General features: G+C 71.7%; 19 protein-coding genes. 14 read left to right on the forward strand and 5 right to left on the reverse strand.

What is annotated here, in order from left to right:
- Positions 1-81: 81 nt before the first annotated feature.
- From HGK34_RS12950 to HGK34_RS12985, 8 genes are all read left to right on the forward strand, one after another.
- Positions 82-1,740: an FAD-dependent oxidoreductase gene (locus HGK34_RS12950; RefSeq protein WP_201847944.1), complete on the forward strand. Its 1,659-nt coding sequence runs from the start codon at positions 82-84 to the stop codon at positions 1,738-1,740.
- Between the two features lie 132 nt (positions 1,741-1,872).
- On the forward strand, positions 1,873-2,046 hold the full coding sequence (locus HGK34_RS12955) for a hypothetical protein (RefSeq protein WP_201847946.1): 174 nt from the start codon (positions 1,873-1,875) through the stop codon (positions 2,044-2,046).
- A gap of 212 nt (positions 2,047-2,258) precedes the next feature.
- Positions 2,259-4,946 carry a nitrite reductase large subunit NirB gene (gene nirB / locus HGK34_RS12960; RefSeq protein ID WP_201847947.1) on the forward strand — a complete coding sequence of 896 codons (2,688 nt, stop codon included), beginning with the start codon at positions 2,259-2,261 and terminating at the stop codon, positions 4,944-4,946.
- Positions 4,947-5,080: 134 nt separating this feature from the next.
- Positions 5,081-5,407 carry a nitrite reductase (NAD(P)H) small subunit gene (locus HGK34_RS12965; RefSeq protein WP_244666697.1) on the forward strand — a complete coding sequence of 109 codons (327 nt, stop codon included), beginning with the start codon at positions 5,081-5,083 and terminating at the stop codon, positions 5,405-5,407.
- Complete coding sequence (gene cobA, locus HGK34_RS12970; protein WP_307815941.1) at positions 5,404-6,222, forward strand: uroporphyrinogen-III C-methyltransferase; 819 nt, start codon at positions 5,404-5,406, stop codon at positions 6,220-6,222. The genes HGK34_RS12965 and cobA overlap by 4 nt, the downstream gene beginning before the upstream one ends.
- A gap of 46 nt (positions 6,223-6,268) precedes the next feature.
- A complete protein-coding gene (locus HGK34_RS12975; RefSeq protein ID WP_201848025.1) occupies positions 6,269-7,357 on the forward strand; it encodes a uroporphyrinogen-III synthase in 1,089 nt (362 codons plus the stop codon).
- A gap of 219 nt (positions 7,358-7,576) precedes the next feature.
- Positions 7,577-8,149 carry a sigma-70 family RNA polymerase sigma factor gene (locus HGK34_RS12980; protein WP_201847951.1) on the forward strand — a complete coding sequence of 191 codons (573 nt, stop codon included), beginning with the start codon at positions 7,577-7,579 and terminating at the stop codon, positions 8,147-8,149.
- Complete coding sequence (locus HGK34_RS12985; RefSeq protein ID WP_201847953.1) at positions 8,146-9,036, forward strand: hypothetical protein; 891 nt, start codon at positions 8,146-8,148, stop codon at positions 9,034-9,036. Before HGK34_RS12980 ends, HGK34_RS12985 begins: the two co-directional genes overlap by 4 nt.
- Before the next feature lie 54 nt (positions 9,037-9,090).
- Here the strand turns inward: HGK34_RS12985 and HGK34_RS12990 are convergent, their stop codons facing one another.
- The 3 genes from HGK34_RS12990 to HGK34_RS13000 form a co-directional block, all read right to left on the reverse strand.
- Entirely contained in the window at positions 9,091-10,467 is a 1,377-nt protein-coding gene (locus tag HGK34_RS12990; protein WP_372433126.1) for a M18 family aminopeptidase, read from the reverse strand.
- An 84-nt stretch (positions 10,468-10,551) separates the two neighbouring features.
- Positions 10,552-11,970, reverse strand: a complete 1,419-nt coding sequence (locus HGK34_RS12995) for a hypothetical protein (RefSeq protein WP_201847957.1) — start codon at positions 11,968-11,970, stop codon at positions 10,552-10,554.
- A gap of 8 nt (positions 11,971-11,978) precedes the next feature.
- Complete coding sequence (locus tag HGK34_RS13000) at positions 11,979-12,563, reverse strand: sigma-70 family RNA polymerase sigma factor (RefSeq protein WP_201848027.1); 585 nt, start codon at positions 12,561-12,563, stop codon at positions 11,979-11,981.
- 498 nt (positions 12,564-13,061) lie between these two features.
- On the opposite strand from HGK34_RS13000, the gene HGK34_RS13005 reads away from it, so the two are divergent.
- From HGK34_RS13005 to HGK34_RS13025, 5 genes are all read left to right on the forward strand, one after another.
- Positions 13,062-14,654 (forward strand): helix-turn-helix domain-containing protein, encoded by a 1,593-nt coding sequence (locus tag HGK34_RS13005; RefSeq protein WP_201847959.1) that lies wholly within the window; start codon positions 13,062-13,064, stop codon positions 14,652-14,654.
- A 6-nt stretch (positions 14,655-14,660) separates the two neighbouring features.
- Positions 14,661-15,398 (forward strand): HAD family hydrolase, encoded by a 738-nt coding sequence (locus HGK34_RS13010; protein ID WP_201847961.1) that lies wholly within the window; start codon positions 14,661-14,663, stop codon positions 15,396-15,398.
- 119 nt (positions 15,399-15,517) lie between these two features.
- A complete protein-coding gene (locus HGK34_RS13015) occupies positions 15,518-17,812 on the forward strand; it encodes a sodium-translocating pyrophosphatase (protein WP_201847963.1) in 2,295 nt (764 codons plus the stop codon).
- A gap of 116 nt (positions 17,813-17,928) precedes the next feature.
- The gene (locus HGK34_RS13020; RefSeq protein WP_201847965.1) at positions 17,929-19,629 is read left to right on the forward strand and encodes a DUF7059 domain-containing protein; all 1,701 of its coding nucleotides are present in this window, start codon (positions 17,929-17,931) and stop codon (positions 19,627-19,629) included.
- A 134-nt stretch (positions 19,630-19,763) separates the two neighbouring features.
- Positions 19,764-20,717, forward strand: coding sequence for a LysR family transcriptional regulator (locus HGK34_RS13025; protein WP_307815944.1), 954 nt, complete (start codon positions 19,764-19,766; stop codon positions 20,715-20,717).
- A gap of 34 nt (positions 20,718-20,751) precedes the next feature.
- Here the strand turns inward: HGK34_RS13025 and HGK34_RS13030 are convergent, their stop codons facing one another.
- Together HGK34_RS13030 and HGK34_RS13035 are read right to left on the reverse strand one after the other, a co-directional pair.
- Positions 20,752-22,053 (reverse strand): hypothetical protein, encoded by a 1,302-nt coding sequence (locus tag HGK34_RS13030; RefSeq protein WP_201847967.1) that lies wholly within the window; start codon positions 22,051-22,053, stop codon positions 20,752-20,754.
- A gap of 111 nt (positions 22,054-22,164) precedes the next feature.
- Entirely contained in the window at positions 22,165-22,440 is a 276-nt protein-coding gene (locus tag HGK34_RS13035; RefSeq protein WP_201847969.1) for a CD225/dispanin family protein, read from the reverse strand.
- Positions 22,441-22,705: 265 nt separating this feature from the next.
- Between HGK34_RS13035 and HGK34_RS13040 the strand changes: the two genes are divergently transcribed.
- Positions 22,706-24,172 carry a S1 family peptidase gene (locus tag HGK34_RS13040; protein ID WP_201847971.1) on the forward strand — a complete coding sequence of 489 codons (1,467 nt, stop codon included), beginning with the start codon at positions 22,706-22,708 and terminating at the stop codon, positions 24,170-24,172.
- Positions 24,173-24,186 lie beyond the last annotated feature (14 nt).

A 24,186-nucleotide genomic window follows, 5' to 3' on the forward strand; every position in this document is an offset into this window, starting at 1 on the left:
CCTTATCGTCGGCAGCGTCAGATGTGTATAAGAGACAGCCACCCACCCCGAGTCAGCCACCACACTCGAGGAGGCCCCCGCATGAGTCTGAGAGTCCCGTTGCGAGTCGTCGTGATCGGTTTCGGCATGGTCGGCGGCCGGTTCGTCGACGAGCTGCTGCGCCGTGACACCGACAACGCCTTCGACATCACCGTTCTCGGCGCGGAACCCTACGAGCCGTACAACCGTGTGCTGCTGAGCGACGTCGTCGCCGGCCGCACCGACGTCGCGGCGATCGGGATGCCGATGCCCGACCTGGAGCGCATCGACCTGTTGCGCGGCGTCGCCGCCGTCGCGATCGACCGCGCCGCACGCGTGGTCGTGGCCGACGACGGCACCCGGCACCCCTACGACCACCTGGTCCTGGCCACCGGCTCCGAGGCGCGGATCCCCTCGCTCCCGGGGCTCGGTACCGTCGGCAACTCCGCACTGCCCGCGGGCGTGCACGCCCTGCGCACGCTCGACGACGCCCGCGAGATCGTGGCCGCCACCGTGAACACCCCCCGCGCGGTGGTGGTGGGTGGCGGCGTGCTGGGCGTCGAGGCGGCATACGGCCTCGCGGCCCGCGGCCTGGACGTCACCATCGTCGACGGTGCGCCCTCTCTCATGGCCCGTCAGCTCGACGGCCCGGCCGGCGAGGTGCTCGCCGACGGTCTCGCCGCGCACGGCGTGACCGTCCGCGCCGGGGTGCTGCCGAGCGAGGTGCTCGTGGCCGGCGGCCGCGTGGTCGGCGTGCGGCTCGGGAACGACGACGTCGTGGCGGCCGGCCTCGTCGTCATGTCCACCGGAACGGTCCCGACATCGCGGATCGCCCAGGCGGCCGGCCTGAGCACCGACCGCGGGATCCTCGTCGGACCCGATCTGACCAGCCCGGACGACGGCCTGGTCTGCGCGATCGGCGACTGCGCACAGCCGCCCGAGGGTTCGCGCGGGCTCGTCGCCGAGGGCTGGGACCAGGCGCGGCGCCTGGCGGAACGGTTCGCCGAGCAGGCCGCCGCACGTGCCGCCGCGAGCGCGGAATCCGAGCGGGCCGGGGGCGGTCTCGACCCGGGCGCCGGGCCTCGCGAGCACCTCCGCCTTCCGGACCAGGGCGAGCGCCCGTCGATGGCGGTGCGTCTGGGCACGCTGCTCGGTTCCCAGGCGGTGTCCCGGACACCGTCCGACCGGGGGATCGAGACGCGCGGCACGGACGTGGTGAAGGTCAAGGCCGGCGACCTGAGCATCGTCAGCATGGGCGCGGCCGGCCTCGGCCGCGCCCCGCTGGCCGGCGAGCGCGCCGTGCGGCTCGCCGACCCCGCCGCAGGCCGGTTCGTCGAGGCGGTGGTGGCCGACGGTGTCCTGGTGGGTGCCACCTGCGTCGGTGACGCCCGCGTCGCCGCCGACCTCACGGCCGCCTACACGCGGCGGACCCCCGTTCCGGTGGATCCGGCGTTCCTGCTGCTGACGCCGATCATGCCGACCGCGGCCCCCGTCGACTCGCCCGAGCACATGCCGGACGACGCCGTCGTGTGCCGGTGCAACGGCGTCACCAAGGGTGAGATCGCCGACTGCTGCGCCGAGGGGAGGGACTCCCTGGAGGAGATCGCGGCCGAGACCCGTGCGACCACCGGCTGCGGCTCCTGCAAGGAGGCCGTCTGCGGGATCGCGGCCTGGGCGAAGTCCTCCCGCGGGGAACTCACGGGGGAGCAGGTCCCGGCCTGACACGAAACCTGGAGCAGCACCCACCTCTTGATCCAAGTTTCGCGGAAACTTGGATCAAGAGGTGGGTGCTGCTCCAGGTTTCGCCGGTCCAAAGGGCTGGTCGAGACCACGACGGCGCCCGTCTCAGCGGGGTTGCTCACGGCGCATCTCGGTCTGGGGCCGCAGTCGGCCCAGAACGCGCTGAGCCAGCTCACCGACGCCGGCGTGCTGGAGGAACGCACGGGTCTGCGCCGTAACAGGGTCTGGCAGCATGCCGGGATCATCGCCGTGCTCGATCACTTCGCCCAAAGCCTGATCCGGGGCTGATGCCGTGGTGCGGGAGTCGTCGCGTGACTGCCGCTAGGATCACGAATTTTCATGCGATCGCGGCGACCACGTCGCGGCGTCGGTCCACCGGGTTCGCCAGGGGGTAGGCCGTAGCTCGCTCACACGGATGCTTTGGCGGACGTGAGAAAGATGTTCCCCCGGCGCAACCGTCGCCGCACGGTACCGAAAAGGCGTCCGCCTACTTTCAAGACATGGTCAATTCATCCGTGCCCGGCTCCGCGGGCGACACCCAGCGCGAAGCCGCCCGCAGCGACGACACGCAGCGCGTCGTCGTCGTGGGCGGCGGCATGGTGGCGCAGCGCTTCGTCGAGGCGTTGCGCTCTCGCGACACCGAGAACCGCTACTCGATCGAGGTCTTCGCCGAGGAGCCCCGCCCGCCGTACGACCGCGTCGGCCTGAGCCGCTGGTTCACCGAGGGGCCGGAGGCCCTCACCCTCGGCGAGCCCGAGTTGTGGGACGACCCGCTGGTCACCCTGCACCGCGACCGCCGGGTCATGGCGGTGGACCGGGAGCGCAGGACGGTCACCGACCGCCTCGACAAGGTCCACCACTACGACCACCTCGTGCTGGCCACGGGCTCCTACCCGTTCGTGCCGCCCATCCCGGGTGCCGACCTGCCGGGCGTCTTCGTCTACCGCACCATCGACGACCTGGCGGCGCTGCGCGGCTGGGTCGAGCAGAAGAGAGAGGCAAGCCCGAACAAGCCCGTACGTGGTGCGGTGATCGGGGGTGGCCTCCTCGGCCTGGAGGCGGCGGGTGCCCTGAAGGCGCTCGACGCCCATGCCACCGTCATCGAGTTCGGTACCCACCTCATGGGGGTGCAGATCGACCAGGGCGGCGGTGAGGCCCTCAAGCGGCTCATCAACAACAAGGGCATCGCGGTCCGCACCCAGACGGCCACCAAGGAGCTCAAGCCGCACAAGCGCACCGGCCACGTCGGACGCATGGAGTTCGCCGACGGCGGCCGGCTGGACACCGACATCGTCGTCGTCGCCACGGGCGTGCGCCCGCGCGACGAGCTGGCGCGGGAGGCCGGCCTGGAGATGGGCGAGCGGGGCGGCGCCGTCGTCGACCTCGCCTGCCGCACCAGCGAGCCGGATGTCTACGCGATCGGTGAGGTGGCCTGTATCGAGGGCCGCTGCATCGGCCTCGTCGCGCCGGGCTACACCATGGCCGAGATCGTCGTCGACCGTCTGATGGGCGGCGACGCGACCTTCCCCGGTGCCGACACCGCGACCAAGCTGAAGCTGTCCGGTGTGGACGTCGCCTCCTTCGGCGACGCGCACGGCCGGGCCGACGGCTGCGTCGAGGTCGTCTGGGCCGACCAGGTGGCGGGCATCTACAAGAAGCTCGTGTTGTCCGACGACGCCCGCACCCTCCTGGGCGGCGTGTTCGTCGGCGACGCCGGGCCGTACGCGATGCTGCGGCCCATGCTCGGCGCCGAGTTGCCCGAGGGTGACCCGAGCGCCTTCATTCTCCCCGAGGGCGGTAACGGCGCCGCCCTCGGTGGACTCGAACTCCCGGACGATGCCGCCGTCTGCTCCTGCAACAACGTGTCGGCCGGCCAGATCCGCGCAGCAGTAACGGAGCACGGCTGCACCGACGTCCCCGGGGTCAAGGCCTGCACCAAGGCGGCCACCACCTGCGGGGCGTGCCTCCCGGTGGTCAAGAAGCTCACGAACACCGAGCTGGAGAAGGCGGGCATCGAGGTCAGCACCGCGCTGTGCGAACACTTCGAGCTGACGCGCGCCCAGTTGTTCGACGCCGTCCGCGTGGCCGACCTGCACACGTTCAGCGAGATCATCGGCCGGTTCGGACGCGCCCCCGAGGGCGCCACGAGCCCCGGTCGCGGCTGCGACATCTGCAAGCCCGTCGTCGCCTCGATCCTCGCGAGCCAGGGCAACGGCCACATCCTCGCGGGCGAGCAGGCCACGCTGCAGGACACGAACGACCACATGCTGGCGAACATGCAGAAGGACGGCACGTACTCGGTGGTGCCGCGCATGCCGGGCGGCGAGGTCACGCCGGAGGGGCTCATCGCCGTCGGCCAGGTGGCACGGGACTTCGGCCTGTACACGAAGATCACCGGCGGCCAGCGGGTCGACATGTTCGGCGCCCGCGTCGAGCAGCTCCCGGACATCTGGCGCCGACTGGTGGACGCCGGGTTCGAGTCCGGCCACGCCTACGGCAAGTCGCTGCGCACGGTGAAGTCCTGCGTGGGATCCACCTGGTGCCGGTACGGCGTGCAGGACTCCGTGGGCATGGCGGTCGAGCTCGAACTGCGGTACCGCGGCCTGCGCGCGCCGCACAAGCTCAAGATGGGTGTGTCCGGCTGCGCGCGCGAATGCGCCGAGGCGCAGAGCAAGGACGTCGGCGTCATCGCCACGGACAAGGGCTGGAACCTCTACGTCGCGGGCAACGGCGGGCAGCGCCCCGCGCACGCCAAGCTCCTGGCGGAGGACCTCACCCGTGAGGAGCTGCTGACCACGATCGACCGCTTCCTCATGTACTACATCCGCACGGGCGACCGCCTGCAGCGCACCGCCCCCTGGATGGAGGAGGTGGAGGGCGGCCTCGACGGCGTCCGCCAGGTCATCATCGCCGACTCCCTCGGCATCTGCGCCGACCTGGACGCCGCGATGGCGGACCACGTGGCCAACTACGAGGACGAGTGGAAAGCCGTGCTGGACGACCCCGAGAAGCTGCGGCGCTTCACCTCCTTCGTGAACGCCCCGAAGGAGTCCGACCCCAACCTCGCCTACGTCGCCGAGCGCGGCCAGCACCGTCCCGCCACCGACGCGGAACGCGCCGCAGCCGCCTCTGGCGCCGAGGACGCCCCGGTCCTGATCTCGGGTCCCAGCCTGGAGGTGCGCTCATGACCGTGTCCGAACACAGCGAGTCCCGGACCGTGTCCGGTGGTACCGCGACGCTCGCCGCGGCGTCCGGCGGAGGCAAGGGAGTGAACGTGATCGACGATCTCGTGTGGCACACGGTGTGCCCGGTGGACGACCTCATGCCCGAGCGAGGCGTGGCCGCGCTCGTCGACGGTGTGCAGGTGGCCGTCTTCCTGCTGGCCGAGCCGTTCGAGGGAGCGCGGGTGCACGCGGTGCAGAACCTCGACCCCTTCTCCGGCGCCCACGTCCTGTCCCGCGGGATCGTCGGTACCCGCGGCGGCGTGCCGACCGTGGCATCGCCGATCTACAAGCAGGTGTTCTCCCTGGTCACCGGTGAGTGCCTGGCCCTGGCCGACAAGGAGCCGAAGACGGGCCTCGCAGCGGACCTGACGGCGTACCCGGTGGACGTGCGCGACGGCGTCGTGCACGTCGGGACGCCGGCGTGAGGACCCCACAGATGTCGGAGCCGGGCGGTGCGGCAGGCCTGCCCGGCTCCGATCACCGGCGTGGGGGGCGGGTCACCCTCGTCGGCGGCGGTCCCGGTGCCGTCGACCTGCTGACGCTCCGGGCGTGGCGGGCGCTGCAGAGCGCCGACGTCGTCGTCGCCGACCGGCTCGGTGCCGTCGGCGTGCTCGACGACCTCCCCGCCACGACCGACGTGGTCCACGTGGGCAAGACGTCCGGCAACCATCCGGTCCCGCAGGAGGAGATCAACCGCATCCTCGTGGCCCGGGCCCGGGCGGGTGCGCACGTGGTCCGCCTCAAGGGCGGTGACCCGTTCCTCTTCGGGAGGGGCGGTGAGGAGCTGATCGCCTGCCGGGAGGCAGGGATCGAGGTCGAGGTCGTTCCCGGGGTCACCTCGGCGGTCAGCGTCCCGGAGCTGGCGGGCATCCCCGTCACCCACCGGGGCACCGCCCACGGGGTGCACATCACGTCCGGCCACGGGGGTCTGGACGACGCGGCCGTTGCCGTGGTGCGGGAAAACACGGCTACGCTGGTGATACTCATGGGAGTCTCGTCGTTGAGCACCATCGCCCAGCAGGCGCTGCGCGCCGGGACCGACCCGGCCACTCCCGTGGCGATCGTGGAGAACGGCTCCACGCCCGCCCAGCGTGTCACGCGGACCCGCCTCGACGAGGCGGCAGCCGCCGCCGCGGCGGAGGGCGTGGCAGCCCCCGCCGTCATCGTCATCGGTGGCGTGGCGGCGGACGGACTGCTGGGGAGTGTGCGTGACGGACGACTGGCAGGTGCCGGTGTCTGAGGCCACCGAGGGTGTGGCCACGCCTCGTCCTGCGCTGGGACAGGTCATGGCAGGATGCACCGTCCTCGTCACCGCCGAACGCCGGGCCACCGAGCTGGCGGCCGCTCTGGAGCGTCGCGGCGCCGAGATCCGGCACGCCCCCGCGCTGAGCATGATCCCGCACGTCGACGACCAGACGCTGCTCGCGGCCACGCGCGCGATCATCGCCGACCCGCCGGACGTCGTGGTGGTCACCACCGGGATCGGGTTCCGTGCCTGGTTCGAGGCCGCCGACGCGCACGGGCTGGCGGAGCCCCTCACCGCGATGCTGGCGGGAGTGCGGATCGTGGCACGCGGGCCGAAGGCGCGCGGCGCGATCCAGGCTGCCGGCCTGCAGGCCGACTGGGTCGCGGAGTCGGAGACGTCGGCCGAGGTGGCGGAGGTCCTGCTGAGCGAGGGCGTCTCGGGGCAGCGGATCGCGATCCAGCACCACGGCGCGGGTGCGGACGGCCTGGACGACGTCTTCGAGAAGGCCGGGGCGCAGGTGGCGAGCCTGGTCGTGTACCGCTGGGGTCCGGCGCCGGACCCGGACGCGGTGATCGCCTCGGCGGATGCCGCGGCCGTGGGGGAGATCGACGCGATCGTCTTCACCTCCGCGCCGGGCTCCGAGGCGTGGATGCGAGCCACCGAGCAGGCCGGCGTGCTGGCGGCCGTGCGGGAGCGGGTCGACGCCGACCAGCTGATCGTCGCTGCCGTCGGGCCGATCACCGCGAAGCCGCTCGAGGACCGCGGCATCAAGACGCTGCAGCCCGAGCGTGGTCGCCTGGGGGCGCTCGTGCGCGCCCTGGTGGGGCACTACGAACGGATCCAGTCGGTGGCGCTGGCCACGGTCGCGGGCCCGCTGCAGATCCGCGCGCGTGTCGCGGTGCTGGACGGGAGGGTCCTGCCGCTCTCGCCGACGGGCGTCGAGGTGCTGCGGCTGCTGGCCGCGGCCGGGGGTGACGTCGTCTCGCGGGACCAGGTGCTGGCGGCGCTGCCGGGGGAGTCCACGGACCCGCACGCGGCGGAGGTGGCGATCGCCCGCCTCCGGGAGACGGCCGGCAAGGACCTGATCCGAACCGTGGTCAAGCGCGGCTATCGCATCGAACTGGCCTGACCCTCAGGCGGGCAGGCTCCCCGAACCGTTGGGGTGCTTTACCGGCCTTCACGGCATCTTCACATCTAGGCGGTATCAGGATCCTGGATGGTCTCTCTGAGTCAGGTGAGATTCTTTTCGCGGGCAAGGTGCGTGATGCGGAAGAATCTCTCGGTTGCCCCCAACCATCGGGGGCGCTCGTTCGTGACGACCTGACATGAGAACCTTCAGGAGGCCCCTGTGCCACAGTGGGACAAGGAGCTGGCCGACCTCATGACGCATCGAGGTGCCGCCTTGAACGGCTACGCCTACCTGCTGTGCGGTGATCGCCATCAGGCCGAGGACCTGGTGCAGGAGGCGCTTGTCCGCACCTTCTCCCGGTTCCGGCGCCCGGCCGTACCCCGTGTCGCCGATTCCGGCGTGCAGCCGTTCGGCGAGGACGGTGCCTCGCGGGACGGCTTCGACCCCGCGATGGGCATCGAGCGCTACGTGAAGCGCGCGATGACCAACATCTACGTCGACGGCTTCCGGAGGCGATCCCGCTGGTTCGGCATCCAGCACCTCCTGGCGGACGACGGCCGCGCACGCAGCCCCGAGCACGCCGCGGCGGCGAAGGCGGACGTGGAGGCTGCTCTCGAACGCCTCTCCCCGAGGCAGCGGGCCGTGGTCGTGCTGCGCCACTTCGAGGACATGACGGTGCCGCAGATCTCGGCCACCCTGGGTATCGCGCAAGGTACTGTGAAGCGCCACTTGTCGGACGCGATGTCAGCGCTCCAGAACGTCATGGACGTGCAGCCGGGAGGAAGCCTGTGACGAACGCAGACCACCCGCCCGAAAGGGGACATCCAGCGGCGGGCAGCGGACTCGCGGCCGCCCTCGAGGAGATGTCCCGGCGGGGTGCGGCGATGGCTCCACCGCAGGAAGAGGCCTACGCAAAGGTGCGTGGGCGGGTGCGCTCCCGCAGAGCTGCCAAGGTCACCGGGGCCGGGATGATGTCCGTGGCCGCCGTGACGCTCGTGGCTGCCGGCGCGCTGTACGATCCGCCGCACGACATGGGCTACGCACCGGGGGTCGCCGGGTTCCCGAGCGGTCCTGAGGTGCTCGGGCTGGGCGCGGACGGCGAGGCCGACCTCATCCTCGGGTTCCAGCCGCCCGGCTGGGAGGGCACCGCCATCGCCTGCGGCGACCGACTGCCCGGCGAGCTCCTTCCGGACGGCCCGGACGTCGCCGGTCCGGATCCATCGGACGCGGCGGACACCAGGACCTACGGCCTGGAGATCACCGACGTAAGGCGGAACACGCTGGCTGTCACCCGGATCCCGAGATCGTTGTCGAGCGACGTCCTGGCGGGCCCCGTCTCGTACGTGTGGACGCAGGACGACCTGGTCGTGTCGCTCCCGGTGGACGCGGTGCAGGAGGCCACCCTGGGTGTCGAGAGCTTCACCCGGTACGACACGCCGTCGACACGGTCCGCCTGCCTGGGCCATGACGGCTCGGGCGAGGACACGAGCGCGCCCACGGCGGAACCGCCCGAGCTGCCCGCCGGCACCTATCAGGTGCGCGCCTACCAGTCCCTCGTCCCGGCCGGAGGCGACGCCGATTCCGGCGCCGTGGCGCGCGCCGTCGAGGACCCGTCCTCGTGGAGCGCCGCGGTCACGGTCAGGCTCACCGAGGACGGGGTCGTCCTGCCGGCGGACTGACGGTCCGGCCGGTGTCCCCACGCACCAGCGCGGCGGACACCGGCCGCAGGCACGTCAGTTCGCCAGGACCGCCGTCATGGCGCGGGCCAGGTACCACGGGTCGACCACGGCGGTCATCTCCCGGGCCGAGTGCATCGACAGGATGGGGACGCCCACGTCCACCGTCCGGATGCCGAGCCTTGTCGCGCTGATCGGGCCGATCGTCGACCCGCACGGGACGTCGTTGTGCGACACGAACTCCTGGCTCGGCACTCCCGCGGCCGAGCACGCGGCGTTCCAGGCGGCGGCGCCGTGCGCGTCGGTCGAGTAGCGCTGGTTGGCGTTGATCTTCAGGATCGGGCCACCCCCGGCGACCGGGCGGTTCGCCGGATCGTGGCGCTCGGGATAGTTCGGGTGCACCGCGTGTCCGACGTCCGAGGACACGTGCAACGATGTCGCGAACGACCGCGCGCGCTCCTCCGCCGACGCGCCGAGCGCCGCGTGGATCCGGCCCAGCACGTCCTCCAGGAAGGGGCCCGCCGCGCCGGACCGTGAGGCCGAACCGATCTCCTCGTGGTCGAAGGCGGCGACCATGGCGATCCTGGCACCTGCGGTGTCGTCGTCCGGCGACGCCGATCCGCCCTTGCCGTTCCTCCCGCCGTTGACGTGGGCGAGCAGCGCGGTGAGTGCGGCATGCGTGGACAGGAGGTTGTCGAGGCGGCCCGAGGCGAACATCGACTGGCCTGCACCGAAGGTGCGTGGTGGCTGGGTGTCCGCGACCACGACGTCGTACCCCGCGATCGTGGCCGGGTCGACCGCCTGCGGCGCGAGCTCCGCGAGCACGTCCGCGCCCAGCAGGTCCCCCAGACCCCACACCGGCTGGGTGTGGCGCTGCGGTTCGAGCTTGAGCCCCTCGTTCACGCCGCGGTCCAGGTGGATCGCGAGCTGCGGGATGCGCAGCAGCGGCCCGGTCCGGACCAGGTGCTCGGTTCCCTCGGTCGTCACGACGCGGCCGGCGAGCTCCAGCTCGCGGTCCAGCCAGGAGTTGAGGAGCGGGCCGCCGTACACCTCGACACCGGCCTGCCACCAGCCGTGGGCGCCGGTGGTCGGCCTGGGCTTGAGCTTGAAGCCCGGGGAGTCGGTGTGGGCGCCGAGGATGGTGACGGGGGCGTCCGGGCCGGCGTCGGCGGGGACGGCGAAGGCGATCACGGAACCGTCGCGAACCACGACGTACCGGCCACCCGGCACCACGTGCCAGGCGTCGGCCTCGTCGAGCACCACGAAGCCCGCGAGCCGCGCGCGCCGCGTGACCTCGGCCGCCGCGTGGTACGAGGACGGGGAAGCGGCCACGAACGCGCCGAGGTCTTCGACGTGCTGCTTGGCCGCCTTCGGCGCGGGCTGGCGCGGAGGGATCGACGGGGGCAGGGGCGGGGTCGAATTCTGAGGGCTCACCGGCACATTATGTCCGTCCGGCCTGCGGGCCCCCGACATCGCCGCCATGGCACGGCGCTGTCGGGTGCCCGTTGTCCAGGAGGCTCAGCCGGCGGCGGGATCCGGGCCGAGGAACGTGCGCCAGGTGCCGTCCGGCTCGATCGACAGGCGCCAGCCGTAGTACGTTCCGCCCGCGGCGCGCCAGGCGTCGGCCTGGGCCTGGGTGGCCAAGCCCTTCTCGACGGCGTAGTCCCAGGCGCCCGGGTCCTGGCGGTACTCGGGCGAGGCGACCGTGGGCCAGACGTAGTTCCCCGTGTCCGGATCCACGACTCCCACACCGTTCAGGAGCGTGGCGAGCTTCTCGTACACCGGGTCGCCCCGCTCGGGGAGGGCGAAGCGCTCGGCGACGGACAGTTCGGCGGCTCGGTGCAGCTGGGTGACGCCTGGCTCCTCGGCCTCCTGGAGAGCGGGAAGGTCGCAGGCGAGCGCGGCGTCCAGGAGGGCCTGAGCCGTTCGCGCCACCGGTTCGGGCTCGAACGAGAAGTCGCTCGAGTCCTCGGTGCTCGCGGCCGAGCAGTCGGGGCCCGGTGTGCTGCCGCCGCCGTCCGGTCCGTCCGCGTCGGCAGACCCACCCGACTCGCCCGACCCGTCGGCTCCGCCGGTCGGCTCGTCCGCGGGCGTGGTGTAACTTCCGGGTGCCGGCGCCAGCCCGGCGAGGGTTCCGTCGGCGGTCACCGTGACGGTCGTCGCCCCGCCCGAGACGTAGTCGCCGCTGCCGACGCTCGTCCACAGGACGGGGAGGACCTGGTACGCGCCGGCGTCCAGCACTCCCGTGTACTCGACAGGCTCGAAGGACGGCTGGTCCTGTGCGCCCTCGGGAGGGTCGCAGGCGTCGACGGTGTCCAGCCGGAGCTCGGCCTGGGCGGTGCCCGAGTCGTCGAACTCGACGGGCATCGGTTCGGGATCGAAGAAGCGGCTGAGGTTGACCACCTTGCCGTCCCGGACCCAGACGAGCGAGGGCTCGAGGGGCAGGCTCGCGGCTCCGGACCGGGACGGGTCGTGCACGGCCACCGTGATGCTCGCCGTCGCGTCCTCTCCCCGGTGGGGATCTGACGTGAACTCGATCGTGGAGTCCCCGGACGAGCGCGTGATCGAGGCCGCGTCGGCGCCGCAGAACAGGCCGGCGTCCGTGTAGAGGTCCCCCGGAGCCCAGCCGTACCCCGGGGGCGGCTCGCTCACCTCGGGGCTGGGGGGCGTCGTCGCCGACCGGGACGACGACGGCCCGGCGGGGAGCGCGGAACCGCCGTCGAAGGCCGTGAGCTGGGTGGCCCCCACTGCGAGACCTCCGACGACGACCAGTGCCGTGGCCCCGATTCCGCTGAGCTTCGTCGTGCGACGCCGGTGGATCCGGTCACGGACGGTGCCGAACTGCAGGTGCATCTCCTCCGTCTCACCTCCGGGCATCGCGTCCGCGGCGCCGTGCAGGGCGCCGGAGAGGAAGTTCGTGTCGTCGTTTTCGGGCATGTCGTGGTTCATCGGGCGGCCCTCCCTTCGGCCGGGCGGAGATCGTCGGGGCGGAGCAGGTCCCTCAGGTGGTCGGTGGCGTCGGACAGATACCGCTTGACCGTCCCCTGTGCGGTGCCGAGGGCGTCCGCGATCTGCGGGACAGTCAGGTCGTCGAAGTAGCGCAGCACCACGCACGCTCGCTGGCGGGGGCCGAGCCGGGCCAGTGCGGACATGACGTCGACCCGGGCGGTGGCGGCCGCCTCGGCGGCGCGGCCGACGCCGTCGTCGGCCAGCAGGTGCTTGATGTCGTACCAGCGCTGCCGCTTGCGGTAGCCGTCGAGGAAGAGCGTCAGGATCGCGCGTCGCACGTACCCCTCCGTGTTGTCGAGCGGCGACCCGTCGAGCGTGTGCACGCGCGCCCCTTTCGCGCTTCCGGCAGGGCCGCGGGTGCGGCCCGCCGGCCCCCGGAGCCGGGAGAAGACCTTGACGAGTGCGTCCTGCACCAGGTCCTCCGCGAGCGCGCGGTCACCAGAGAGCATGTAGGCATAGCGGACCAGCGCGTTGCCGCGCGTGGCCATCAGCTCGCCGAGCTCGTCCTCCCACGCCACGATGTGTCACCTCCGTGCATCATTTCCGGCCCGTCCGGCCGGACACACAGACCATGACGCGCGGGGTGCGGGGATCGTTGTATCGCCGTCGTGCACCCGGAGGCTCTGACCGCGTCGCCTCCGCTTGACAGCACTCGTTCGGGGCCTCTCGCGGCGTGAATCTTGCGCGGCTTCTGCCGTGGCGCGGCGGGTCTGGTCTCTGGCCTGCGGTGATATGTGGAGGTGTCACATCGGGACCGGGTGAAATCTTGGCCTGTTCGTCATGCATGCACCTGTTCACAGTGATATCACGGAAGTAATCTGCTCAGTCGAAGAGCGACTTGACGAATCATCTGGGAAAGTCGGTCATACAACGACAACGTCATGGGTTGCCAACAGGGGGAGGCTGGCGAAATGCCCAGTAGCAGAAAGTCACGAACTTGTGCTCGATGCGGGTGCGTGTTGAGCCGTTACAACTCCGAGGAGCAGTGCGCCGCGTGCCGGCGCACCGAAAGGGTCCCGGTGGTCGAGCTCCCGACCGTCCCGACGCATGTCTGGGACGACGCCGGAGTGCGTTCCGCACTCGACGACTGGGACTTCGGCCAGGTGAGCCGGATGGTTCGTCAGCTCGTGCCGCTGCGTCAGGAGGACGTCGCCGCGCTGACGGGGCTGAGCCAGTCCTACCTGTCCATGCTCGAGTGCGGTGACCGGAAGCTGACCGATGTCGCTCGCGTCGTCCAGTTCCTCTCGGGCCTGGGGACCCCGGTCGACCTCGTGCGGCTTCCGCTGCCCGGGTCGTCGCGCGGCGACGGCGCCGTGTCCGACCGGTCCGCGGCCGCTCTCGCGCCCGCAGGGGGGACCAGGCCGGCCACGGGGTCGGTCCGCACGGTGGTCAGGAAGAAGAGCGACGTGGCCCGCACGGGTGCCGCGAACGCCACGGCCGACGACGAGGTCGGTCCGAGCCTGACGGACCCGATGCTCGATCCCGTCGAGCCCTGGACCAACGACCGGCTCACGCTCGCGCTGCGCGCCGCGCTCCGGTCCGACGTCTCCGTCGAGGAACCGCGTTCCGCCCTGCAGTTCGCCGAGCCGAACGCCGGCAACTCGGCCATGCTCAGCGGTCTCACGCTCGCCGCCTACGTGCACCACTGGGGCACCGAGGAGACGGAGCTGCTGCGGCGTACGGTCGGCGGGGCACGGGTGACGCAGCAGATGTGCGACCACCTCCAGGGGACCACCGATCAGCTCCGGATGATGGACGCGGGCGCAGGCAGCGGTAGTGTCGCGGACATGGCGCGAGCCCACCTCGCCCTGGTGCTGCGGGCACTGGAGCACGGGAACTTCGACGAGTCGGTGGGACGCCGCCTCGCCGGAGTCGCCGCGGACACCGCGGCGCAGGCCGGGTGGTATGCGTTCGACGCCGACCGGCACTCGGCCGCGCAGGCGTACCTGCTCGGTTCGCTCCGGGCCGCGCACACGGCACAGGACGCGCGTCTCGGCGCGGGGGCCCTGTCATACCTGGCCATCCACGCCTACGCCAACGACCGTCCGCGGGACGCGATCGTCGCGGCCCAGGCCGGACGGCAGCAGGTCCGTGGCTTCGACGTGCCGCACCTGGAGGCGGTGCTGCTCACGCGCCAGGCGCGGGGGCACGCGCTGCTCGGCGAGCGCGAGGCGGTGCGCCGGGCGCTGGGAACGGCGGCCGAGCTCTGCGTGAAGGGCCCCGGCAAGGACGACCCGCACTGGATCTACTGGATGAACGAGGGAGAGATCCACGGTCAGACGGCGTCGGCCAGCCTGGCCATGGGCGACACCGCCGCTGCCGTCCAGTCGTTCGGGCGGGCTGCCGAGGGGCTGAACCCGACCGAGCAGCGCACCCGCGGGCTGTTCCTGGCCCGGGCCGCTCAGGCGTACGCCCGCGCGGGCGACCTCGACGCCGCCTGTGCGACGGGTGGCGAGGTCGTGACGCTCGCCGAGCGCGTGCAGTCGGCGCGGTTGCGCAAGCACCTCACCGATGTGGCCAGTGACGTGCGGGCTGCTGCTCGCCGCACCACGCGCGGCCGGTCGCACGCCGGGGCGCGCAACCTCACCGAGCGGATCGCCATGCTGGCGTGACGTGAGATGAACTCCAGCTCCACCTCACGCGGGGAACACGGCAAGGTCCTGTTGCTGTGGGACATCGACCGCACCCTGATCTACGTGGGGGAGGTGGACCGGACGGCGTATCGCGAGGCGTTCGAGGAGGTCGTCGGACGCCCCGCGACCCGTTTTCCGGCGCGCGGCACAGGCATGACGATGCCGCGCGCCGTTCGCGGTCTGCTCCTGGACAACGGCGTGTCCGACGCCGACGCCGAGTACCTGCTGCCCTGGATGCTGAAGGCGGTGCCGGAGCGGCTGGCCGCGCACGAGGTCGACGTCCGGCGCGACGGGGTCCTCATGCCGGGGGCGCGCGAGGCCGCCGCCGCGGTGGCGGACGACGGCCGGTTCGTCCCGGCCGTCGTCACCGGGAACCTCGAGCCGAACGCCCGGCTGAAGCTGCGGGTGTTCGGGCTCGACCGCTACCTCGACGCCGACGCCGGCGCCTACGTGTCCGACGACGAGCACCGTCCCGCGCTCGTCGCGATCGCCCAGAGGCGCGCCGAGGAGCGCTACGGCGAGCGCTTCACGCGGGACAACACCGTGATCGTGGGCGACTCGCTGGAAGACGTGCGCACCGGTGTCGAAGGCGGTGCGCGCGTGGTGGGAGTGGCCGCCGGCAGGACCTCCGCGGCAGCGCTCCGGGAGGCAGGGGCGGACGCCGTCCTCCCGGACCTCACCGACGTCGAACGGCTGCTCACCGCGGCCGATCCCTACCGCTAGTGACCGGCATCACATGCAGGTACACTCGGCCCATTCCCGCCGCCAACGTTGCCGACGGGACGTTCCCTACCCACCAAGGGTCATGACCGGTTCATGGACTTCCCCGTCGAGGAGGACGGATGCTCACACTAGGCTCCACCAGCATCACCGTTGTCGCGGTGATCGCCCTCATCGCACTAGGCGCGCTCACCTGTGCGTTCGTGCTGCGCAGGCAGGTGCTCGCGGCTCCTGAAGGCACCCCGAAGATGCAGGACATCGCACACGGGGTGCAGGAGGGCGCCTCTGCCTACCTCAATCGCCAGTTCCGGACGCTCGCGCTGTTCGCGGTGGTCGTGTTCGGCCTGCTGTTCCTGCTCCCCGGCGAGAGCGGGGTGCGGGTCGGCCGGTCCATCGCCTTCCTGTTCGGCGCCGGCTTCTCCGCGTCGATCGGCTACCTCGGGATGTGGCTGGCGGTGCGGGCGAACGTGCGTGTCGCCTCCGCGGCCACGCGCCCCGGGGGACGCGCCGAGGGTGCCCGGATCGCGTTCCGCACGGGTGGTGTCGTGGGGATGTCCGTCGTCGGCCTCGGCCTCCTCGGCGCGGCGCTGGTCGTGATCATCTTCCGCGAGCAGGCGCCAGGTGTCCTGGAGGGCTTCGGCTTCGGCGCCGCGCTGCTGGCGATGTTCATGCGTGTCGGTGGCGGCATCTTCACCAAGGCGGCCGACGTCGGCGCGGACCTCGTCGGCAAGGTGGAGCAGGGCATCCCGGAAGACGACCCCCGCAACGCCGCGACCATCGCCGACAACGTGGGCGACAACGTCGGCGACTGCGCAGGCATGGCGGCCGACCTCTTCGAGTCGTACGCCGTGACGCTGGTCGCCGCCCTCATCCTGGGCAAGGCCGCCATGGGCGAGCACGGCCTCGTGTTCCCGCTGATCGTCACGGCCATCGGCGCGTTCGTCGCGCTCCTGGGCGTGTTCATCACCCGCGTACGGGGGTCGGAGAGCGGGCTCACCGCCATCAACCGCGGCTTCTACGTCTCCGCGCTCGTGGGCGCGGTGCTGGCCGGTATCGCGGCGTTCGTCTACCTGCCGGGTTCCTTCGACCAGCTCAACGGCACCGCGGACCTGGGTGACGTCTCCGGGATTGACCCGCGCCTGGTCGCATCGCTCGCGGTGCTGGTGGGCGTGGTGCTGGCCGGCGTCATCCTGTGGATCACGGGCTACTTCACCGACACGAACAAGAAGCCGACCGCGCACGTGGCCGCCACCTCCCGGACCGGGGCGGCGACCGTCGTGCTCTCGGGCATCGGGGTGGGCTTCGAGTCCGCGGTCTTCACGGCCGGCACGATCGCCGCCGCCATCTGCGCGGTGTTCCTGCTGGCCGGGGGGTCGGTGTGGCTGGCGCTGTTCCTCGTCGCCCTGGCGGGCTGCGGCCTGCTCACCACCGTCGGCGTCATCGTCGCGATGGACACCTTCGGCCCGGTCAGCGACAACGCACAGGGCATCGCCGAGATGTCCGGCGAGGTGGACGACGACGGCGCGCAGATCCTCACCGACCTGGACGCCGTCGGGAACACCACCAAGGCGATCACCAAGGGGATAGCCATCGCGACGGCCGTGCTCGCCGCGACCGCGCTCTTCGGCTCCTACGCGGACGCGGTGACGCATGCGCTGAGCGAGGTCTCCGACCAGGGCACCGGCCTGGTCATGGCCATGCTCGACTACGAGATCATCAGCCCCGTCACCCTGGTGGGCGTCATTCTCGGCGGCGCGACCGTCTTCCTGTTCTCCGGGCTCGCGATCGACGCGGTGACCCGTGCGGCCGGAGCGATCGTGTTCGAGGTGCGGCGCCAGTTCCGGGAGCACCCCGGCATCATGACGTTCGACGAGCGCCCGGAGTACGGCCGGGTCGTCGACATCTGCACCAAGGACTCCCTGCGTGAGCTCGCCACGCCCGGACTGCTGGCCGCGTTCGCACCGATCGCCGTGGGCTTCGGCCTGGGCGTCGGTCCGCTGGCGGGCTTCCTCGGCGGCGCGATCGGCGCAGGCGTCCTCATGGCGATCTTCCTCGCGAACTCGGGCGGCGCCTGGGACAACGCGAAGAAGATCGTCGAGGACGGACACTACGGCGGCAAGGGTTCCGAGGCGCACGAGGCGACGATCATCGGCGACACCGTGGGCGACCCCTTCAAGGACACCGCGGGCCCGGCGATCAACCCGCTCATCAAGGTGATGAACCTGGTGGCACTGCTGATCGCACCCGCCGTCGTGGCGATGTCCATCCCGGCCGATGCCAACCACGTGATCCGTATCGCGATCGCGGTGGCCGCGGCCGCGATCGCGCTCGGCGCTGTGGCCTGGTCGAAGGTTCGCGCGAACCGGGAGAACGGTGCGTCCGAGGAGAGCCTGGAGAAGGCGTCGGCCGCGGTCTGACGTCGAAGCGGCATGGCCGGCCACCCGATGGCCGGCCATGCCGGTGCGGTGACGCAGGTGCGTGCTGCCCACGAGGTCGACCGTCACTCCCGTCGTGAGTGCGGGAAGATGGCAGCGTGCCTGCCTCTCCTTCGGTGACCACCTCCGCCCCGCACGTCGACACCGCGCTCGTCGAGGCGCTGCGCGTCGACCTCGTTGCCGGCGGCTACGACGTCGACGGCATCGAGGACCTGCTCGGGCCCGTTGCCTCCGCGGCCCTGCATCGCGAACAGGTGCTGCCCGCCCGCCGGGTCGTGGCCCCTGTCTCCGCCAAGGATCCGCGCGCCGCGCTCGTCTCGCTCTTCCTGCTCGGCGGCGTCGTCCCGCGCTCCGAGCTCGACCGGGCGCTGCCCACGACGGGCACCGTCGGTGCGGAACGTCTCGGCCTGGTCCGGTGCGCCGGTGCCGAGCCCGGCGACGACGTCCGCGCCGCCGTCGACCTGTACCCCTACGCCGCCACTGACGCCTCGGGTGAGGTGCGCTGGTGGCTCGCCTCCGACCTCGGCGAGGCCGCAACGGGTTCCCGGCTCTCCGGTGACCACGTCCTCGGCGCCGGCGGAGCCTCGCTCACCCTCGCGCAGGTCACCACCCGCAACCCGGCCGCACGTGCGCTGGACATCGGCACGGGGTGCGGGATCCAGGCACTGCACGCCACCCGCCACGCGCAGGGTGTCGTCGCCACCGACCTCTCACGGCGTGCTCTCGCCTTCGCCGCGTTCAACGCGGCGCTCAACCTGGGTGCTGACGCCGGGAAGATCGACCTGCGTCAGGGCTCCATGCTGGAACCCGTCGCGGGAGAACACTTCGACCTCGTCGTGTCGAACCCTCCGTTCGTCATCACCCCGCACTCCGGTTCCGCCGGCGCGGCCGTGCGGGACGCGCTCGGTGACTACGAGTACCGCGACGGTGGCCGGGCCGGCGACGACCTGGTGCGTGACCTGGTGACGGGAGTCGGGCAGGTGCTGGCGCCGGGCGGTGTCGCGCAGATGCTCGTGAACTGGGAGCACCGGCGTGGCCAGGAGTGGCAGGAACGTGTCGGGGAGTGGCTCGACGTCGCCCACGACCGGTACGGGCTCGACGGATGGGTGATCCAGCGCGAGGTCCTCGACCCCGCCGAGTACGCGGAGACCTGGATCCGTGACGGCGGCACCACACCCGATCGTGAACCAGAGGCCTGGTCCGCCGCGTACGGCGCATGGCTGGACGACTTCGCGTCCCGCGACGTCGAGGCGGTCGGTTTCGGGATCGTCACGCTCCGCCGCCCGGGCGGCTGCGGCGCCCCGGCCGGCTCGCGGGTCGCGGGCGGGCCGCCCGCAGAGGCCGAGGCCGCCGACGACGGCAGGAGAAGGCTGCGCCGTCTGGAGGAACACACCGGATCGGTGCGCCAGCCCCTGGGCGGTCATCTCGGTGCGGTGCTCGCTGCACATGCGTGGCTCGCCACGCGCAGCGACGATGATGTGGCGGTAACCCGCCTCGTTTCGGCCCCCGATGTCACCGAGGAAAGATATCTGACACCTGGATCGGCGGATCCGAACGTCGTGATCCTGCGGCAGGGTGACGGGCTGGGTCGTGGCGTGCAGGCGTCGTCGCCGCTGGCCGCGCTCGTCGGGGCGTGCGACGGAGAACTGACCGTGGGCCAGATTATCGGCGCCCTGTCAGCGCTCTTCGAGGTCTCGGCCGACGACCTCGCCTCCGAGCTGCTGCCCGCCGTGCGCGGGCTCGTCCTGGATGGTTTCCTCGTTCCCGCGGCGAACGCCGGTGGTGATCGCCGTTGGTGAAGCGTCATCATTTGTTGTATCCAGTTTCACCCAAACTTGGGCCTGTTTCCGGTATGTAACGGCGGGTGGCGGGCATCCGCCAATTGACTCCAGCCCCAAGACAGGGGCATGGGCGGGCGATTATTTTCCTTGACGTGGAACTCGACCTGCGCCACCTGCGGATGGTGGTCGCCGTTGCCGAGTCCGGGAGTGTGACCAAGGCCGCCGCTGTCCTTGGCATCGCGCAGCCGGCTCTGACGGCGCAGCTGAACCGCATCGACCGTGCTCTCGGCGGAAGCGTCTTCGTGCGCGACCGCAACGGCGCGCGCTCGACCGAGCTCGGCGATCTGGTGCTACGCCATGCTCGTGTCCTGCTGCCCGCCATGGCCACACTCACCGACGATGTTCAACGACTGGTCAACTCCGCGGACGGCGATCCAGGGGCGCTTCGCGTGGGTGTCTCCGGCAGCGGCATCGGTGGTCTCTTCGTCAACCGGCTGCACTCGGCGTTGCCCGGAGCCGAGGTGACCACCGTCCTGCCCCGCCGCGGGGACGACCTGAGCGGCGCTCTCGCGTGCGGCACCATCGAGCTGGCCGTCACGGGCATGTGCTCCGACTCCCCGCCGCCGGCCTCCGAGTCGGTGACCTGGACGCGGGTGAGCACCGACCCGCTGTTCGTGCTCCTGCACGAGGGACACGAGTACGCCGACAAGCCGGAGGTGACGCTCGCCGAGCTCGCCGAGGAGCAGTGGCTCAGCGTGCCCGACCACAGCTGTCTGGAGTCCTGCTTCGTGTCCGCCTGCGTGCGCGCGGGCTTCGCGCCCAGCGCCGTCGGCGAGGCGGACTGGACCACTGCGGTCGACCAGGTGCGCACGGGACGCGCGGTGGCGCTGGTGGAGCCGGGGCAGCCGGACCCTCCCGGGGTCCGCTCCGTGCCGCTCACCGACGCGCCGCTGCGCCGCACGCACTACCTCGGCTGGCGCCGCGACGTGCGTGGACTGCTCGACACGGAGCTCATCGAGGACGCCGCGTTCCGCGCCCATCGTGACGCGGTGGCGCGCAGCCCCCAGTACGGTCTCTGGCTGGAGCGTCACCCGAACATCGGGTGACGTCCGGCCCGCGTCCGGCCCGCGTCCGGTCCGGTCAGGCGTTGCAGTCGGCGTTCACGTACCGCGTGATGCGTTTGCTCGTCGCGATCATGTCGTCCGTGTTGACCTTGGTCGAGGCGATCTGAGCGGCTTCGGCGATGCCCTCGGCGTCGCCCGCCTCCTCGGCCTCCAGCGCGTCGGCGATGGTGGCGTAGAACGTGTGGGCGGCACCCCAGTCCTTGGCGATCGCCTCCGGGACGTCGATCGACTCCATCGCGTCGCGCGCCTCGATGAAGCCCGAGCGGACGGACGCCGGCTCGTCCTCGGAGATGCCCGTCTGGGCGTTGGCCGCCTTGGCCCACGCGGTCTGGGCCGCCGCGCACTGCTGCGGTGAGGCGGCGGCGAGGTTCTGCCCGGAGTCGAAGTAGTTGGTGGTCCAGCCGACGCCGAGTCCGAGCACCACGGCCACGACCGCGGCGATGATCAGCACGGTCGGCTTGTCCGCGGCCCTGGGCAGTCCCTTGGCCAGGATGCGGCGCAGCCGCTTGCCCGATGGCTCGGCAGGTCCCGCCGCGGCCGTCCGGCCCGCGGGCCGCCTCCCGGCGGGGCGGCCCCGTTTCGACCGGCCGGCGCCGGCAGGGCCCTCGGGCTTGTCCGAGGGCCGATCCGTCGTCCGGTTGTCCGCGGGGTGGTCCTCGGCCGGTGCTGACCGGCGGCTCCGGCCACGGGCCGGTGGTTCGGCGATCGCGGGGAACGGCGATCCGGTACCGGTCGGCGCCGTCTGGTCCTTCGTGTCCGGCGTCGTCCCGGGTGGGGTGAGCGCGGTGTCCCCCGCCTCGCGCTGCTGCGTCGCGGCGTTGCTCCTGCGTCCGGCGCGCCCGGGCGTGCCCGAGGGCTTCCGGGACGGCTGGGCGTCCGCGCCCGTGCCGCCACCGCGCCGACGGCTGCGCCGGGCGGGAGGTTCTGTCGCGGCGACGGGCCCCCAGCCGGGTGCGCCGTCGTCTCCCGCACCATCGCCGCCCGGCCCTGCGGGAGGCGCGGCTCCGAACGGTGGGGCGGCGCCGGTGGCCCCTGCTTCCAGGGATGAGCCGGGCTCCGGGCCCGTCCGGCCGAACGGGGTGGCGGCCGCGGTCGCCGACCCGGCCTTCGTGGACGCCGTCGGCCACGGGCTCGACGGTGTGGGCTCCTGTTCCGTGCTCCCCTTCGCGAGGCTCTCGGCCCATTCCAGCGCCGACGGTTGTGGTGCCTCCTCGCCCGTCGCGAGGCGCTCGGCCCATTCCAGGGCATTGCTGGTGGGCGGGCCGCCGGCGCGTGCGCCGGATCTGCCGCCTCGCGAGCGCTTACGCCTTGTCGCCATGACTCGCGAGGATACCCGGGTCGCCGGGTGGGGCAGGAGGGCTGAACGGCACGAATCCCTACTGCGGCGGGTGAAATCAGGCGCGGATCGGTCCGGCGGGTATCGCGTGGGTCACACCTGGAACGCTGCCGTGCCGGCCCAGACCATGACGACGAGGGCGAGCAGCAGGCCCGCCAGGATCCCCGCCATGGACCAGTTGCGGGCTGCCCGGGCAGCGGTCCAGGCGCCTTGCCTGTCGCCGGCCATCCAGCGCGGCGCGACGCGCGCGGAGAAGATCAGGGCGAGAAGCCCGGCGGGCGGGCAGAAGACGAAGGTGGTGAGCAGGGCGAGCCAGAGATAGGTGCGCGGCTGTGCATCCGGCGGGACGACGACGACTGGAACGGTCATGACGATCTCCCCTGAGCGTGGTGGGAGAACTTACACCTATTTCGGGTTTTTGTTGAATGTACAGGTCAGGGGATGATCGGGTTCGCTCGTCGCCGCCGTCCGGTACGCCGAAGGTGAGGTGCGAGAAGGGTCAACGGTTCGCCGTCGATGGATTCCATAAAGTCTCCGTATGACCTGAGTGCTATCTGGGCACGGTCAAGTCCTGCCTCTAGTGTGATTTCGGGTGAAACTCACCCAGGAACCCCCACACAAGGAGTAGCTGGACATGAGACGAACACGCACCAGGGCGTTCCTCGCAGCCACCGCTGCGACGACGCTCGTCGGCGGAGTCTGGACCGCCGCCGTCGCAAACGCCTCACCGGTACCCGCACCCGACTCCGGTGTCATCGACAAGTACGAGCCCGGGCTCCTGCGCGCGATGGAGCGCGACCTGGGCCTCGAGGCGCCCGAGGCCGTCGAGCTCATGGAGTTCCAGGCCGGCGCGAACAACACCGCCGACCGCCTGGCCAAGACCCTGGACGACTCCTACGCCGGTGCCTGGCTCGACGGTGCCGACGCGGTGACCGTCGCCGTGACCGACACCGCGGACGTCGCGGCCGTCGAGAAGGCCGGGGCGGAGGCCGTCGTCGTCGACCACTCGCTCGACGCGCTGGACGCCTGGAAGGCCGACCTGGACGACGTGCTCGCGGACACGAAGGGCGTCCCGTCCTTCTACGTGGACGTGGAGAGCAACCAGGTGGTCATCGACGTCAACCGGGGCGCACGGGCCAAGGCGGCCAAGGCGGTGCGGAAAGCCGGCATCCCGGCTGACGCCGTGACCTACGAGGTCACCGACGCGCAGCCCCAGACGCTCATGGATGTCATCGGTGGCAACGCCTACTACATCAACGGCAGCTCCCGCTGCTCGGTCGGCTTCGCGGCGACCGGCGGCTTCGTCTCCGCGGGCCACTGCGGGAGCGTGGGGGACAGCACCACCTCGCCGTCGGGCACGTTCACGACGTCGAACTTCCCGGGGAGCGACTACTCGTACGTCGACGTGGCGTCGGGGAACACCCCGATCGGTGCCGTCAACGACTACGCGGGCGGCACGGTCAACGTGTCCGGGTACTCCGCGGCGGGCGTCGGCACCTCGGTGTGCCGGTCCGGCTCGACCACGGGCTGGCACTGCGGCACGATCCAGGCGCTCAACGCCACGGTGACCTACTCCCAGGGCTCCGTCTACGGCCTGATCCGCACCAACGTGTGCGCCGAGCCCGGTGACTCCGGCGGTTCGCTGCTCGCCGGCACGCTCGCGCAGGGCATGACCTCGGGTGGCTCCGGCAACTGCACCAGCGGTGGCACCACCTACTTCCAGCCGGTGGGCGAGGCGCTGTCGGCCGCGGGGGTCTCCCTCATCACCAACGGCGGTGGCGGTGGCGGCGGCGGTGGCAGTGACTGCTCCGGTTACGAGTCCTCGTTCTCCGGCTCGCTCTCGTCAGGTCAGTCGTACGCGCACCCGTACTTCTACTCGGGCGCCGGCTCGCACGCGGGCTGCCTCGACGGTCCGAGTGGCACGGACTTCGACCTGTACCTGCAGCGGTGGAACGGCAGCAGCTGGAGCACTGTCGCGCAGGGCATCACGTCGTCGTCCCACGAGGAGGTCACGTACTCGGGATCGTCCGGCTACTACCGCTGGGTCGTGGACGCCTACTCGGGCTCCGGGTCCTACACGGGCGGCTACGACGCCCCGTGATCCGAGTGGTTCCG

The organism is Myceligenerans indicum, assembly GCF_016742955.1.
Classification (GTDB): Bacteria; Actinomycetota; Actinomycetes; order Actinomycetales; family Cellulomonadaceae; genus Myceligenerans; species Myceligenerans indicum.

Coding starts and splice junctions, on each gene's coding strand:
- HGK34_RS13010 (WP_201847961.1), top strand. CDS start 14,661: ATGAACTCCAGCTCCACCTCACGCGGGGAACACGGCAAGGTCCTGTTG.
- HGK34_RS13035 (WP_201847969.1), bottom strand. CDS start 22,440: ATGACCGTTCCAGTCGTCGTCGTCCCGCCGGATGCACAGCCGCGCACC.
- HGK34_RS12995 (WP_201847957.1), bottom strand. CDS start 11,970: ATGCCCGAAAACGACGACACGAACTTCCTCTCCGGCGCCCTGCACGGC.
- HGK34_RS12975 (WP_201848025.1), top strand. CDS start 6,269: ATGGCAGGATGCACCGTCCTCGTCACCGCCGAACGCCGGGCCACCGAG.
- HGK34_RS13015 (WP_201847963.1), top strand. CDS start 15,518: ATGCTCACACTAGGCTCCACCAGCATCACCGTTGTCGCGGTGATCGCC.
- HGK34_RS13040 (WP_201847971.1), top strand. CDS start 22,706: ATGAGACGAACACGCACCAGGGCGTTCCTCGCAGCCACCGCTGCGACG.
- nirB (WP_201847947.1), top strand. CDS start 2,259: ATGGTCAATTCATCCGTGCCCGGCTCCGCGGGCGACACCCAGCGCGAA.
- HGK34_RS12950 (WP_201847944.1), top strand. CDS start 82: ATGAGTCTGAGAGTCCCGTTGCGAGTCGTCGTGATCGGTTTCGGCATG.
- HGK34_RS12965 (WP_244666697.1), top strand. CDS start 5,081: ATGCCCGAGCGAGGCGTGGCCGCGCTCGTCGACGGTGTGCAGGTGGCC.
- HGK34_RS13030 (WP_201847967.1), bottom strand. CDS start 22,053: ATGGCGACAAGGCGTAAGCGCTCGCGAGGCGGCAGATCCGGCGCACGC.